This is a genomic window from Nocardia sp. NPDC004654 (assembly GCF_040609595.1).
Taxonomy (GTDB): domain Bacteria; phylum Actinomycetota; class Actinomycetes; order Mycobacteriales; family Mycobacteriaceae; genus Nocardia.
Genome location: NZ_JBEXKI010000005.1, coordinates 266,112 through 278,443, shown reverse-complemented (window position 1 = coordinate 278,443; position 12,332 = coordinate 266,112). Strand labels below are relative to the sequence as shown.

At 67.6% G+C, this 12,332-nt stretch carries 13 protein-coding genes; 5 read left to right on the top strand and 8 right to left on the bottom strand.

All coding sequences use genetic code 11. The features are described from left to right. Positions 1 to 46 precede the first annotated feature (46 nt). From ABZV58_RS18870 to ABZV58_RS18850, 5 genes are all read right to left on the bottom strand, one after another. A complete protein-coding gene (locus ABZV58_RS18870; protein ID WP_355001419.1) occupies positions 47 to 883 on the bottom strand; it encodes an isoprenylcysteine carboxylmethyltransferase family protein in 837 nt (278 codons plus the stop codon). Further along, entirely contained in the window at positions 874 to 1,890 is a 1,017-nt protein-coding gene (locus ABZV58_RS18865) for a fatty acid desaturase (RefSeq protein WP_355001418.1), read from the bottom strand. Before ABZV58_RS18865 ends, ABZV58_RS18870 begins: the two co-directional genes overlap by 10 nt. 61 nt (positions 1,891 to 1,951) lie before the next feature. Next, positions 1,952 to 3,220 carry a hypothetical protein gene (locus ABZV58_RS18860; RefSeq protein ID WP_355001417.1) on the bottom strand — a complete coding sequence of 423 codons (1,269 nt, stop codon included), beginning with the start codon at positions 3,218 to 3,220 and terminating at the stop codon, positions 1,952 to 1,954. Next, positions 3,217 to 4,335, bottom strand: coding sequence for a polyprenyl synthetase family protein (locus ABZV58_RS18855; protein ID WP_355001416.1), 1,119 nt, complete (start codon positions 4,333 to 4,335; stop codon positions 3,217 to 3,219). The genes ABZV58_RS18860 and ABZV58_RS18855 overlap by 4 nt, the downstream gene beginning before the upstream one ends. Before the next feature lie 1,090 nt (positions 4,336 to 5,425). Continuing rightward, a complete protein-coding gene (locus ABZV58_RS18850) occupies positions 5,426 to 5,821 on the bottom strand; it encodes a hypothetical protein (protein ID WP_355001415.1) in 396 nt (131 codons plus the stop codon). 301 nt (positions 5,822 to 6,122) lie between these two features. Between ABZV58_RS18850 and ABZV58_RS18845 the strand changes: the two genes are divergently transcribed. Beyond that, positions 6,123 to 6,410: a hypothetical protein gene (locus tag ABZV58_RS18845; protein WP_355001414.1), complete on the top strand. Its 288-nt coding sequence runs from the start codon at positions 6,123 to 6,125 to the stop codon at positions 6,408 to 6,410. Positions 6,411 to 6,531: 121 nt separating this feature from the next. Here ABZV58_RS18845 and ABZV58_RS18840 read toward each other — a convergent pair whose 3' ends face one another. Beyond that, on the bottom strand, positions 6,532 to 7,710 hold the full coding sequence (locus ABZV58_RS18840; protein ID WP_355001413.1) for a helix-turn-helix transcriptional regulator: 1,179 nt from the start codon (positions 7,708 to 7,710) through the stop codon (positions 6,532 to 6,534). Between the two features lie 222 nt (positions 7,711 to 7,932). Between ABZV58_RS18840 and ABZV58_RS18835 the strand changes: the two genes are divergently transcribed. Together ABZV58_RS18835 and ABZV58_RS18830 are read left to right on the top strand one after the other, a co-directional pair. Beyond that, a complete protein-coding gene (locus tag ABZV58_RS18835; protein WP_355001412.1) occupies positions 7,933 to 8,433 on the top strand; it encodes a DNA-directed RNA polymerase subunit beta in 501 nt (166 codons plus the stop codon). Then, positions 8,430 to 8,642 carry a hypothetical protein gene (locus tag ABZV58_RS18830; RefSeq protein ID WP_355001411.1) on the top strand — a complete coding sequence of 71 codons (213 nt, stop codon included), beginning with the start codon at positions 8,430 to 8,432 and terminating at the stop codon, positions 8,640 to 8,642. The genes ABZV58_RS18835 and ABZV58_RS18830 overlap by 4 nt, the downstream gene beginning before the upstream one ends. Positions 8,643 to 8,693: 51 nt before the next feature. On the opposite strand, the gene ABZV58_RS18825 is transcribed toward ABZV58_RS18830, so the two are convergent. Continuing rightward, a complete protein-coding gene (locus tag ABZV58_RS18825) occupies positions 8,694 to 9,602 on the bottom strand; it encodes a phosphatidylinositol mannoside acyltransferase (RefSeq protein WP_355001410.1) in 909 nt (302 codons plus the stop codon). Positions 9,603 to 9,874: 272 nt separating this feature from the next. On the opposite strand from ABZV58_RS18825, the gene ABZV58_RS18820 reads away from it, so the two are divergent. Both ABZV58_RS18820 and ABZV58_RS18815 read left to right on the top strand, forming a co-directional pair. Next, positions 9,875 to 10,348 carry a pentapeptide repeat-containing protein gene (locus ABZV58_RS18820; protein WP_355001409.1) on the top strand — a complete coding sequence of 158 codons (474 nt, stop codon included), beginning with the start codon at positions 9,875 to 9,877 and terminating at the stop codon, positions 10,346 to 10,348. A 136-nt stretch (positions 10,349 to 10,484) separates the two neighbouring features. Then, positions 10,485 to 11,378, top strand: a complete 894-nt coding sequence (locus ABZV58_RS18815) for an SGNH/GDSL hydrolase family protein (protein WP_355001408.1) — start codon at positions 10,485 to 10,487, stop codon at positions 11,376 to 11,378. 18 nt (positions 11,379 to 11,396) lie between these two features. Here ABZV58_RS18815 and ABZV58_RS18810 read toward each other — a convergent pair whose 3' ends face one another. After that, a complete protein-coding gene (locus tag ABZV58_RS18810; protein ID WP_355001407.1) occupies positions 11,397 to 12,242 on the bottom strand; it encodes an alpha/beta fold hydrolase in 846 nt (281 codons plus the stop codon). Positions 12,243 to 12,332 lie beyond the last annotated feature (90 nt).

Here is a 12,332-nt window from a genome sequence, read left to right as displayed (position 1 = left end):
TCGTGCGGTAGAGCGGAAAACCTTCAGGTAGAACGCAACTCGGCCGTCACAGCGGCTGATCCGAACGGCCGAGAAGAGCTTGGCGCAGACGTGCCCGCGCCGAGGGACCGAGCGGTGACGGGAAGAAGGCCGGAACCTGCTCGGCGTAGGCGCGGTAGGCCGCGCCGAAGCGGGCGACCAGATCGCGCTCTTCCAGGAACGTGCCGAGCAGGATGTAGCCGGTCAACCCGACCGCCCACAGCAGATGCCCGGCCGTCATGTCGCTGGCGCACCAGAACGACAGCAGCAGGCCGGTCATCAACGGATGACGCACCAAACGGTAGGGCCCGTGCACCTGTAGGCGGTCCATGGTCGCGTCCGGCACCTGGATGACGTAGTGGCGGTACGCCTGGCTGATGCCGAGCAGGTGAAAGTGGTTGAGCAACAACGTCGCCGCGTAGACCAGCACGAAGCCGAGCCAGAACCCGGCGTCGAGCACGGTCCCGACGGCGCCGTCCGCCGACCAGATTCGTTGGGGCAGCGGCTGCCATGCCAGGCACATCACCCACACGACCAGGCAGACCATGACGATGTAGACGGTGCGCTCCAAGGCTTCCGGCACCCAGCGGGTGATGAACGCCTTGAACGCGGGTCGCGACATACCCGAGTGCTGCAAGCCGAACAGCGCCAGCAGCAGCACGTCGATGGCGATGGCCGGACCGGTCGACAGGTGCGGTCCCTCGTCGACGGTCTTGGGCAGCCACCAGCCTCCGGCGAACAACAGCAGCAGCGGCACGGTCACTCCGGCGACGCCGTAGACGCCGAAGGCCAGCAGGAACGGGACGAGCCGGCGGCGGTCCGTCAGCGCGCCCCGAACCTGTTGCTGCGTGGTGGTCAGATCCATGCGAACCAGGGCAGGAACCGCAGGCGGACCGTCCCCGTCTCCATCCGCTTGTCCAGCTTGGCCTTCCAGCGCTCGCCGTAGCGCGCGTCGAGGAAGCCACCGGGCCGGACCAGGCGCCACGACGACTGGATCGTCATCCAGTAAGGCACGATGACGGCCGCGTCGACCTGGCGCATGAAGTCGAGCTTGTCGGGGATCTGCGACCAGTGCACGCCCGGGTACCGGTGGTGCACGCTGTGGTAGCCCTGGTTGAAGATGAAGAAGTTCAGCCAGTTGCCCGCGGTGTTCAGCGATTTGCTCGGATCGTCCTCGAACACCCGCGCCGGGGCGTGGGTCAGCCAGGCGAAGTAGCCGGAGTTCACCTGCGTGATGAGGAACGGCAGGGCCCAGAACAGCGCGAACCGCTCGAAGCCCGCGACGTACCAGATGCCCACCGGCAGCGCCAAAGCCAGCGTGAGATCGAGGACGAAGGTGTGGCGACGCTTGCGTCGGCCCTCGGACGGGTTGGCGGCGAAGATCATTCGCATGGTGTGGTTCTTGACGATCGTGCCGTACCTGATCCAGTACCACACGGCGCCGAGCCCGCGCTCCATGCCCTCGGTGGAGGTGACGTCGCCCGGTCCGTCGTTGAACCGATGGTGGTTGAGCACGTGCACTTCGCGCATCTCCGCCGAGGTCAGCGTGGCGGGCAGACAGCACATGATGTCCACGAATCGGTTCAGCCGCCGCGAGACGAACAGCGCCCGGTGCGTGTGCATGTGCATCACGCCGATGGTGAGCGAGAAGTTCAGCAAGGTCAGCAGGAGGATCAGTGGGGCAGCCAGGTACCAGTTCGTGGCGATCGGCACGAACAGGCCGAAGGACAGCAGCACGACCCACGCCACGATGTGCAGTAGCGGGCCGACGTTCGCCGGGTGCTCGAGCTTCAGCACCCGCCGGCTGAACGGCGGTTGGTCGGAGGACGCCGGGGGCGTTCCGTCGCCGGGACGGGTTGGCACGGTGGTCATAGGTGTTCTCCTCGGGTGTTGGTGGCGGGCGTTCCGATGCCGAAGCCGGTCGACGGACTGGTCACGGGCGATCTCCTCCAAGGGTTGTGCTGTCGAGGGCAGCCAGCTGGAATCTTGTTGCGAGGGCGCGCATCTCGTCGGCTCCGCGGGGTGGCAGCCGGTCCAGGGCGCCGAAGGCCAGGTGATCGGCGATCATCATGGTGCGGATGTCGGAGGCGGAGAGTTTGCCCGTCAGCGGTTCGTCCGGTAGCGCCCGCACGAGGGCGAAGGTGGTGTCGACGATCAGCGGCACCATCGCGGGCGGGAGCCTGCTCGGGTCGACCGCGCCGAGCAGCCGGGCCGCGGCGTCGGAACCGGCGCCGAGCTCCGGCGAGGTGTCGAGGACCCGGTGGATCGCCGCGTCGGCGCATCGCTGCACCCGCTCGACCATCTTGGCCCAGCGCGCGGGCGACAGGACGGCCAGCGCGGTCGCACCGATCGGCCGCCGGTAGGGGACCGGCGCCCCGACCGTGGTGCACAGGAAGCCGGTCGTCGTGATGGCCATGTACGCCATCGCCGCCCGGGCGCCCGGGTTCGGTGTGCGCGGGCCGAGCCGGGCCAGCAGGGCGAACCCGCCCAGGGCCGGCGCGAGCAGTCGCAGCATCACCGCTCGGGTCAGTTCCGCGCGGTCGGCGACGCCGTAGAGCGCGAGTTCGCCGTCGCGCAGGTCGTTGGCCGCCTGGGCGATGACGCCGACGCATGCGGTGAGCTCGCGCAAATCCGCTTCGGCACAGGCCTCTTCGGCGGCCATCGTGCACGCGTAATGCGTCACGCGGCCGAGCACTCCCTCGCTGTAGGCGACCCGTGGGAGGGGCGAATCGAGGTTGCGGGCCATCACATCGCCGATATCGAGCAGCAGGCTGCCCACGCGTTCGCGTGCCGCGACGGGCAGCGCCGACACCAGTGCGCGCACGTCCGCGATGCGTTCGGCCAGCACCAGGTCCACGGCTTCGCTGTCGCGGACCGTGACACGCTCCGGCGGTGGCGGCGGGGTGTCGGTATTGCCGGTGAGGTACTCGGCGGCGGTCCGCACGGCGCTGCCCGCCAGCGGACGGTCGATCAGGTCCTCGTAGGCGTCGAGCACGCGACAGGCGAGCAGCGCCGCGGTGGCCTCGGCCCGCAGATCCGCGCCGAGGAAACCGATAGCGATGCCCATGTTGCGCGCCGCCGGGATCAGTGCCAGCCTGGCCAGCTCGTCCGGCGAGCCTGCCGCCCGCAGCGCGGTGAGATCGGGTGCGCGGCGCAGGTCGCGCAGCCCGTTGGCGAGGATGCCGAGTCTTCCTCCGGTCATCGGGACACCACCTGTAGCGCCAGGTTGCGCAGGTCGTCCCGCGCCGGGGTCGGCGGGAACGTCTCCAGCGCCTCGCAGGCCGTCTCGGCGGCGCGGATTGCGGCGTCGTGCGCGGCCTTGGTCGCCCCGCTGCGTACCAGGTCGGCCTGCAATTCGGCACTGGAAGTCGTTGAGGACAGCCACATTTCGCGAGCGTCTGGGCGTATCGCCAGCCATTCGATCACCGGCCAGGTCGGTACCCTGCGGTCCAGGTCGCCGCAGGCCTCCTTGCCGAGCGCGGGGTCGCCCTCGACGTCGCGCACGTCGTCCATGATCTGGAAGGCCAGGGAGAACTGCTCGGCGTAGCGCATCAGGGCGCGCAGCCGGTCGTGGTCGACACCGCCCGCCGTACCGCCGTAGGAGCAGGCCAGCCGGAACAGTGTGCCGGTCTTCGCGCCAGCGACGACCTCGTAGTGCCTGCGCAGCGCGGCGTCATCGACGTCGGGAGTCATGGTCTCCACGAGCTGCCCCGCGGAAAGGTCCGAGATGCTGTCCAGATAGGTGACGCCGGGAGCCTCACCGAGCTGCGCGCAGACCACCGGGTTGTCTTCCAGTACCCGCGCCAAGACCTGTAATGCGGTGCCCGCCATATGGAAACCGACCCGGGCGGCGGTTCGGATGCCGAACAAGGCGGGCACCGAGGGGGAATCGCGCCGCAGCAGGGAGCTGTCGCAGATGTCGTCGTGGATCAGCGACGCTTCGTGGAGCATCTCCATCGCGCAGGCCAGATCGACGGCGTCGGGGACGGACGCCGAGACGGCCGACGGCAGCAGGCGATGGCAGTCCAGTACCAGTCTGGCCCGGACCCGTTTGCCGGGGGCGGTCAGGACGTGACGGTATATGTCGTCGAAATCGCCTCCGGTGACCAGGATTTCGCGCATCCTCTCGGTGACCATCGCCGCTTGGTCGACCGGCGCGACGACCTGCTCTGCGGAGTCGGCACGGGTATGTCCGTTCGCCGCCGGGGTGGCGACGTGCACGCGGCCGTCCGCGACCGCGGTGCTCGACCCTCCGGACATGGCCGCGACCAGGTGCCCGTCCTCCTGAAGTCCTGACGGTGACGTGGGATTGTCCATTGGCGGTGAGCTCCTTCGGTGTCATAGCGAGCGGAGTCGGGCATGCGGTGGCGACCACGGGCCTGAAGAGGGCGTGCGGTTACGGACGAATCGGCCGTTCGGGTAGCAGGCGTCGTTGCCGCCACCGCGACTTCGGTGAGCTGGTCGTCGCTGGTCTCGGTGAGTGCGGAGCGCAGCTAGGCGGCGATTTCGTGGTCGCCCGCGGGAGTCGGCGATGGTATCCGCCGAGCGATGGGTCCGCAGCTGAGTCCGGGGGGAGTGGTCCGTGGGGCGGATGGCAGTGCGACCGTCGCCCGTTCGGGAATCCACAGCTTTCCGGCTACGGAACCATCGCGTAACCGGGTCGACGTCGATGTCGAGTGCCGTGAAATGAGTTGTGCACCATTATGTTCGGAGCGAAGGTCGGCCGTGTTAGTCGGGGTGGCCCGGCGGCGCGACACAGCGGGGACATGCCCGTTGCCGAGACGGTCGAGCCGACAGCTCTCGACCGCACCTGTTGGACGCGAGCATAGGCACTGCGCCCGAAGGGTTTTCACGTTCTTGCACAAAGACCCGGTTTCGTCCACAACCAGCACACCGTCCGGATCTCCGGGGTGCTCGTCCGCGTACGCGCGCAGATGGTCACGCACCCGGTAGTAGTCGTTCCACATGGTCTTGCTCTACGCCCGCCGCAGCCCGTCCATCACCCAGCGCAACCACGAGCGCAACAAGTTCCTCAACCACGAACATAGCGAAAGAGGCTACCGCACAACACATCTAGACGCGCGTTGAAACCGACCGGAATTCTTTGGGCAAACTTCTGTGAGGAATCACATTGCACGACAATGCAACTCAGACAGACGCTGGTTCAGTGCTCGGCCACCGGGCCTGGCGGAGGGTAGTCATGGAACGATCCCCAGTACCGGACCATCGCGAACCCGAATCAGACGGCCATGCTCCGGAAATTGTTCGAGGACAACATCATTCGATCGCTACTTGTTTGCTTCTACGTGCTCGTAGCGTATTCCGCAATGCGTCTGCCGCTGCCCTCTCGAGGCGTGGGAAGTAGGCCGTGACGCCACGACAGCCTTGCCGCGCGCGTTCGCGAACGCTATCGTTCGTTGATCGGCTCGCGATCCGAGCCGGTGACCCACGCGTGTCCGACAGCTTCGCGCTTTCGCTTCAAAGTGCTTGATAATAAACGAATCTCAGTCACCCTGCTGACACCGCGGCCTTCGCGACAGCGTCCGAAGAGGAATCGGATGCGAACCGGCCTACGGACGATCGGCGGCATCGGGGTGCCTGCTCGACCTGTTCCGCACACTTCCATGAATGGCGAAACATGTTCGAGAACAACATTTCTCATTCGCGTGTCAGCGGGTGGAACGGCGCCGACGAATTCAACGGCATCCACCGGGCCGATCGTCTTCACGGTGATGACCGGCGCGCCCCCACCGTGCCGCGTCCCTCGATTGCTGTCCAACACGTCGATCGCACTGCTGATCACTGGGCCTGCGCGAGGTACCGCCGCCGCTGGTCTCGGCTCCCGTTCCGCCCTGGACGCCGGTGTTGCTATATGGGCGTAGTTCGACCCCCCAAGGTGCCAGTCTGATCGCGTTTTCAACTGTCACGGGTAGTCGATTTTTCAACCGCACGAGCACCCCACCTTGGTGGGTTCGAACCACAAGGAGGGTGCGTCGTCCCGCACCCTGGGTGTCCTATCAGCGCAGGCCAGCGTCGAGCAGGCTGGACACCGTCACAACGACAGCGGGACCGCCCCGCCAGAACAACACGAAGGAGCAGCCCTTATGACGACCGACCAGCGCTCGACCCGCCGCACCCACCGCTTCGCACGCGCCCTGGCGATCGCCGCGGCACCCGCCCTGCTAGGTGCCGGCCTGGTGACGGCTGGCGTCGCCCAAGCCGAGCAGGACCCCAGCCTGCCGACCTGTTCCTGGCCCAACCTGGTGTGTGGCGGCCAGCAGGATCTGACCCCCGGCGGCCAGACCGACCTGACCCCGGGTGGCCAGACCAACCTCACGCCCGGCACATCGTCCGAGAACTACGACGCCTACGGTAACTACTACTACTACTGATCACCGCGCCGCCGTCCGGCACGCGCCCAGGACCACCACACCAGCAACCCCGGGAGCTGCCCGCACCAGCGGCGGCACCCCGGGGTCGGAGGTAGCGCTGGATCGCTGGTGCGCTGACGGCTCAGAGACTCGCGCCGAGCCAGGAGGCGAAGCCGACCAGGCTCTCGGTCTGGCGGCGCTGCGCTGCGGCGATGCCGAACAAAGTCTCCCGCACGGACGGATGCAGGCGCGTCTGCTGAGGCGCAGCGGCACGGGCCTTGTTGAGCGCGGCCAGGGCGTGATCGGGTTTGCCGGTCATCAGCCAGGCGCGGGCGTTGTCGTGCCAGTGGTGAGCCGCCCTCGGCGCGGCCATATTGGACGGAAGGGCCAAGGCGGCACCGTCACGCGCCGCTTTGCCAGGATCGCCCGCCTCGAGCTCGACCGCACAAGCGTGCACCTCGACGTTCCCCGGGCCGAAATCCGTCGTATAAAGCGCACTTTCCCCGGCCATCGGGCTCCCGATCCGCCGTGCCGCACCGATATGGGTCCGCGCGTCATCGAGGCGTCGTGCACGTGCGGCGACGATCGCCCCGCGCAGGTGGCTGTACCCGCGAAGGACTTTCTCCGCCTCGCTGTCACCGGGAACCAGAGCCAGGCCACGATCGACGAGTGACATCGCCACGTCGGTCGCTCCGTGTGCCATGAGAAGGCGCGACCGTTTGATCAGACTGCGGACGGCATAGGCGGGATCGTCGGCGTGGGATGCCGCCCAATCCAGCCGGTCCAGCACCAGCGCCGTCAACGACGAGTAGCCCAGTCTGCCGCACGCCCCCTCGGCGGCGATATACGCCGCGCACAGCATCTTGTACGCCTTCGCGCGGTCCCGGTCGTTTCGCGCGGCGTGAATCGCGCCGTACAACTGCCGGATCAGGGTGGGGAGCAGTACCAGGGCACGACGGGTGCGGTCGTTGCGCAGGGCCACCTCCACCGAGGCAAGGCCAGCGGACAGCTCCTCGAAAGAAGGCGGCTCGACCGCTCGGACATACGCGCCTTCGGCCAGCACCGTGCGCAACTCGGCGAGCCCTTCGATCGGACCGTCTTCGGCGAGAGTTTCGACATAGGGATTGCCATGAAGCCGCTCGGGTTCGATACCGAGCGCGCCGCACACCGCCGCGATGAACCCCGGAGAAGCGACCTCACGCCCCTGCTCGACCGCCTTGACCATGCTCAGGCTGTACTTGGCCCGACCGGCCAACTGCTGCTGGCTCAGCCCAGCGATTTTCCGTTCCGCGGCGATCCGCTCCCCAGCGTGCTGGCCCATGCCTCGAGGGTAGATCGATCCTTACCGCACCGCCCCGCACTACTCGAAACCTGTCCCTTCACTGGCCTTTCGAACACACCCCAACCATCAAGCTGATACCTGGCCCCGCCGCCGGGTCGATGCGGTGCCCCCATCAGTTCCCGGCGGCGGGCGCTCCTCATATGTCGAGTGAACAAGGGGGTTCCGAATGGGTGTGTTCGACGCAGTGGTCAGGAGGCGGTTGTGAACGACACCCCGCCGAGCACCGATCCGTTCGCGCGGGTCGGCGCCGATACACCGCGTTCAAGGGTCGCCTATTACCGCACGGTGTGCGATCTGCCCGCGGTCCTCGAACCCCACACGGGGCGGATCAGTTTCACCGCGGGCATGGTGTGGGCGATCGAGATGCCTTCCGAACTCGGACAGTCGGTCGAAATCCACCTCGAAACCACCAAACAGGGCGGCGGGCCGATCGTCACCCACCCCCGATCCCACACGTGGACATTCCTCGTGCGCTCGGACATCCCGGCAACCATGGTCGCGGCCCAAGCGGCGTTGTCTCGCAGTCACCGAATCACGGTGCTGGGCAACGGAGATCGAGTCGCGTTGCCGTCACCGGCCGATCAGGGCTCGGAGTATCGCGGGTGGATCACCGCCGCGCACTCGACGTTCCGCCCTTCCGGCCGTGCGGTGCTCTCCGAAGCGCACAGGTGCGCGACCCCGCCCCGCGAGCATTCGCGATGAGCACCGTCTCACCGCGACCGGAGGAGCCGGATGTGCACCTTTCGGTGTTCCTGCACGGAGTGCGCATGGACTTCGTCGCGTGCCTGACCGCCGCGCTGGTGTTCGTCGCCGAGCACCGCGACCGGCACTACGTCGACGCGGTGACCGTCGATGCCGCCGTGAACGGATTCCGGCGGCTGCCGAACGAACGGCTCTATCTCGAACCCTGACTCAGCGGAAGTCGGTGCCGCGGCGGGCGGAGAATGGACAGCGGCGGACCGTCAATCGCGGCGAGCCTGTATGCGCGCGAGTTCGTCGTCGGTGTAGTCGGCGATCCATACCCGTTGCAGCATGTGCCAGTCTGCCGGGTGTGCGGCGATACCGGCGGCGAATCGGTCGGCGAGGACTTGAGTCGTGTGGCGCACTCCGCCGGTTGTGTCGATCGGCGCGCCGACGTGGAATCCCCAGCCGCCGGGGGTGAACCAGCAGTGCACCGGCAGCAGCGGTGCGCCGGTGTCGATCGCCAGCCGGGCCGGACCGGCGGGCATGCGGGCCGGTTCGCCGAAGAACGCGACCGGCACGCCTCTGCCGGACAGATCGCGCTCACCGAGCAGCCCGACTATCCGCCCCTGCTCGAGTCGCGCGGTGAGGTGCTCGAACGGTGGTGTCGCGGCACCGGTGAGCGGGACGATCTCGAAACCCAAACTCTCACGGAACCGGACGAAGCGCCGGAACAGGGATTCCGGTGCGAGCCGCTCGGCCACGACGGTCGGTGAACCCACCCGCTGCACGATCCAGACCCCCGCCAAGTCCCAATTCCCGCTGTGCGGCAAGGCCAGCACCGCGCCGCGTCCGCGCTCGACCGCCTCGTGGATGTGTTCGAGCCCGGTGGCGGAGGATTCGATGGTTTCGGCCAGCCGCACCGGATCCATCGACGGCAGCCGGAACGCTTCACACCAGTAGCGAGCGTAGGAGCGCAGGCTCGCGTGCACGAGATCGTCCGGCACCTCGTGCGGGGCGGTGCCGAGTACCCGAGCCAGATTGCGCCGCAGTTGGTCTGGTCCGCCGTTACGGGCCGAGCGCTCGGCCGCCATGTCGAACAGCCGGCCAGCCCACCGCTGCGGTATGGAACGTACCAGCCGCCAGCCCGCCGCGTACCCGAGATCCCAGGCTCGGTCCTTCGGGTTCACGAAGTGTCCTCTCGGATACGAAACTCGGATGCGTGAACAGCGGTGACACCGCCGGATCCTCTTTCCCGACGGACATTCGGACGCGACAGCTATTACCCGTCGAACAAGCCATGTCGAGCTTCCTCCATGTCACACTGTAGCGATAAGCTGGCTATCAGCGCTGAACCCCGCCGATTTTGATTGGTCCATCGAACAATTCGAACGACCCGGGCGGCCACACCGTGTGCCGTGCCGGAACTCGCTGGCTAACTTCTCGCATGCAGGGGGCTTGATTGAGTACTGCTGCACCTCGAACGCTGCTCCAGAACGCGACCACCGCGCTGTGGCGCGGCGCGGCATCGCTACGCACCGTGCTGATCGTCTGCGGCGGAGTGGCGATCCGGCCGGGCGCCGATCTGGCTCGCGCGAGACTGCACGGGGTCGAGCTCCCCGGAGCGGATCTCACCGGAGCCGATCTCACCTCCGCCGATCTCCGCCAGGCCTACCTGGTCGAGGCGGTATTGGTCGACGCCAAACTCGCGCACGCCCAGCTCGACCACGCCGATCTGCGCGGCGCGGATCTCACCGGCGCGGACCTGACCCGAGTCGACGCGGCGGGAACGGATTTCTCCGAGGCCGAGATTCCGGGCATCGCGACGGCGAAAGACGTGACGTGGTCGGAAGCGACACGCTGGGGCGAGTATTCCGACCAGGTCCGCTCCCGCTCTCGCTCCCTCGGCGGCGGCCGATACCGGCTCAATCCCTAAGGAGCGCGGGGACGAATTCTCCGTTACCGAAGCCGATCTCCGCGGTTGCGGGCGCATGCCCGCACAACCGTGCTACATTCCGTCTGGACGTTAGTCCAATTCATACACGGGGTCGGGTATTTCGAGCGGAGAAACAGTGCTTGGGACCACGCGTACAGTGCTGGCGTCCGCCGCGGTGGCGATGCTGCCCCTCGCGGCCGCGGGACTGCCCGCCGGACCGGCGGCGGCCGATCCGGGGTATTCCGAGTATGTGGCGCTGGGGGATTCGTGGGCGGCCGATGTCACGGGCAGTCAGATCAGCACACAGTTCGCGCCGGTGAATTGCCTGCAGAGCGCCTTCAACTATCCGAAGCAGGTGGCCGCCGCGCTGTCGATACCGGTCTTTCGCGACGCCACCTGCGGCGGCGCCGAGACCCGGCACATGACGAGCCCGCAGGCCACAGGGCTGGGCAGCAACCCGCCCCAATTCGACAGTCTTACTCCCACCACGGATCTGGTGACCCTTGGCATCGGCGGCAACGACGCCGCCCTGGCGAAGTCCGTGTTCACCTGCCTGACGCTCGATCCCGCCGCGACACCGTGCCTGGACAGAATGATCACCGGTGACACCGACCGCATGACCGAGGCCATCGGCGTCGCCGCCACCCGGGTGACCGCGACGATCGCTGGCATCCGCGAACGCGCCCCGCACGCCCGCATCCTGCTGCTGGACTACTTCGATGCCGTCGGCACCACCGGCGGCTGCTTCCCGGAGATTCCCATTTCCGACGCCGACGCGATCTGGCTGGGCGACAAGCTCATCGAGCTCAACCACATGCTCGCCCGCGTCGCCGCGGCCACCGGTGTGGAGTTCGTCGACACCCACACCGGCAGCACCGGCCACGACGCCTGCCAACCTCCCGGGGTGCGGTGGGTAGAGGGGCTCGTCCCGTTCTCCAGCACACCGGCCGGTCTCGCCGTGCCTTTCCATCCCAACCAGCTCGGGGCGGACTACCAGGCGCGGCGGGTGTTGGAGACGCTGGGCGCGTAGCGGTTTCGGGAACGCGGCTCAGCGCCTGGTGCGGGCCGCGGCGACGTCGTCTGTCGTTTTGACGAATCGTGCGATCAGCTCGGTGATCACCTCGGGCTGCTCGAGCGTGCTCGTGTGGCCGCAGTTGGGGACGATCTCGAGCGTGGCGTCCTTGATGCGGTCGGCGATCTGCTTGGCTTTGTCCGGCGGGGTGTCGATGTCGTCGGCGCCGACGACGACGAGGGTGGGCACATCGATGCGGTCCAGTTCCGGCAGGATCGCGCGGCGGTCGGCGACACCGATGATCGCGCGGTGGATTCCGGCGCGCTCGGATCGACTCAGCCGCCGAGCCCATTCGGCGATGACCGGCTCACCCGCCGAGCTGGCCCGAAACACCGGCCCGAACAGCAGATTCGCGGCGCGGTCGCGCACCAGGCTGGTTCCGGCGAGCCGATAGACCAAGGCGAGCAGCTTGAACTTGGCGGACTGCACGGCGCTCTCGGCCTCGGCGCTGGTGTCGAGCAGGGTCAGCGAGCGCAGCAATTCGCCGCGGCGCGCGGCGATGCGTTGCCCCACGAACCCGCCCATGGACACGCCGACGTAGTGCACCGGCGCGAGATCCAGGTGGTCGATCAGGGCCACCACGTCATCGGCGAGAGTGTCCATGTCGTAGCCCGACGGCGTCGGTGCGCTGTAGCCCTGGCCGCGGAAGTCGATCGCGACGCAGCGGTAACGCGAACGCAGCGACTCGATTTGCGGTTCGAACATCCAGCCGCCGAACAACAGCCCGTGTCCGAACACGATGGTCGGCGCGTGCGGCCGCCGCGGCGGGAGGCCGGTGTCGATGTAGGCGAGTTCGGCGCCATTGATGTGACTGGTCGGCATAGTGACTCCTGCCTGGTCAGCGGTCGACTCATCGTCGCGGGGCTACAGGCTAGCGTCAGGTTGAGCAACGCTCAATAGTGGATGGAGCTT

Coding starts and splice junctions, on each gene's coding strand:
- ABZV58_RS18870 (WP_355001419.1), bottom strand. CDS start 883: ATGGATCTGACCACCACGCAGCAACAGGTTCGGGGCGCGCTGACGGAC.
- ABZV58_RS18865 (WP_355001418.1), bottom strand. CDS start 1,890: ATGACCACCGTGCCAACCCGTCCCGGCGACGGAACGCCCCCGGCGTCC.
- ABZV58_RS18860 (WP_355001417.1), bottom strand. CDS start 3,220: ATGACCGGAGGAAGACTCGGCATCCTCGCCAACGGGCTGCGCGACCTG.
- ABZV58_RS18855 (WP_355001416.1), bottom strand. CDS start 4,335: ATGGACAATCCCACGTCACCGTCAGGACTTCAGGAGGACGGGCACCTG.
- ABZV58_RS18845 (WP_355001414.1), top strand. CDS start 6,123: ATGACGACCGACCAGCGCTCGACCCGCCGCACCCACCGCTTCGCACGC.
- ABZV58_RS18840 (WP_355001413.1), bottom strand. CDS start 7,710: ATGGGCCAGCACGCTGGGGAGCGGATCGCCGCGGAACGGAAAATCGCT.
- ABZV58_RS18830 (WP_355001411.1), top strand. CDS start 8,430: ATGAGCACCGTCTCACCGCGACCGGAGGAGCCGGATGTGCACCTTTCG.
- ABZV58_RS18810 (WP_355001407.1), bottom strand. CDS start 12,242: ATGCCGACCAGTCACATCAATGGCGCCGAACTCGCCTACATCGACACC.